This is a genomic window from Mesorhizobium sp. P5_C1 (genome assembly GCF_054049815.1).
Genome location: NZ_JBFULQ010001285.1, coordinates 1 through 692, shown reverse-complemented (window position 1 = coordinate 692; position 692 = coordinate 1). Strand labels below are relative to the sequence as shown.

General features: G+C 58.6%; 1 protein-coding gene. It reads right to left on the bottom strand.

What is annotated here, in order from left to right:
• On the bottom strand, positions 1-692 hold a 692-nt coding region (locus ACXJ7R_RS35405; protein WP_457155842.1), incomplete at both ends, for an MBOAT family O-acyltransferase.

The following is a 692-nucleotide window of genomic DNA, read 5'->3' as shown; positions in this document are numbered from 1 at the left end:
GATGTATATCGCGCAGATGACTGCTGCGACGCTGACGAAGACAAGCCGGGCGAAGCACGCGGCACTGCCCGTCGCTCCGGCTACGACCACACCCAAGGGCCTTACCTGCCCCTGGATGACTATGAGGAGGCAGGCCAACAGCATAGCAACTTTGCCCTGAGGCGAAAGCGCGAGGTCCATCGATCCGGGCAGGCCGAACGCCCCGTCTGCCAGCGGCAACAGCATGGCGCGTGCATGGCTGGCGAAGACCGACAGGTCGTTTGMGCGGAACAGGACCCATCCGAAAATCACGACGGGAAAGAAGTAGATCATCCGAACGACCTGTGATGAAAACGCCCTTCCTCCAAGGATCAGGCGTTCCGCAATAAGAAAAATTCCATGGTATGCGCCCCACAGGACGAACGTCCATGCCGCCCCATGCCATATCCCGGTCGCAAGGAACACGATCATCAGGTTTGCGTAAGTTCGCACCAGGCCCGCCCTGTTTCCGCCCAGAGGGATATAGAGGTAGTCGCGGAACCAGCTCGACAGCGAGATGTGCCAGCGACGCCAAAACTCGGTGATCGTAGACGCGGCGTAGGGATGGTTGAAGTTCTCCTTGAACCGGATTCCGAACATCATGGCGAGGCCGATCGCCATGTCCGAATAGCCCGAAAAGTCGAAATAGATCTGGATCGAATAGGCGATTGCCC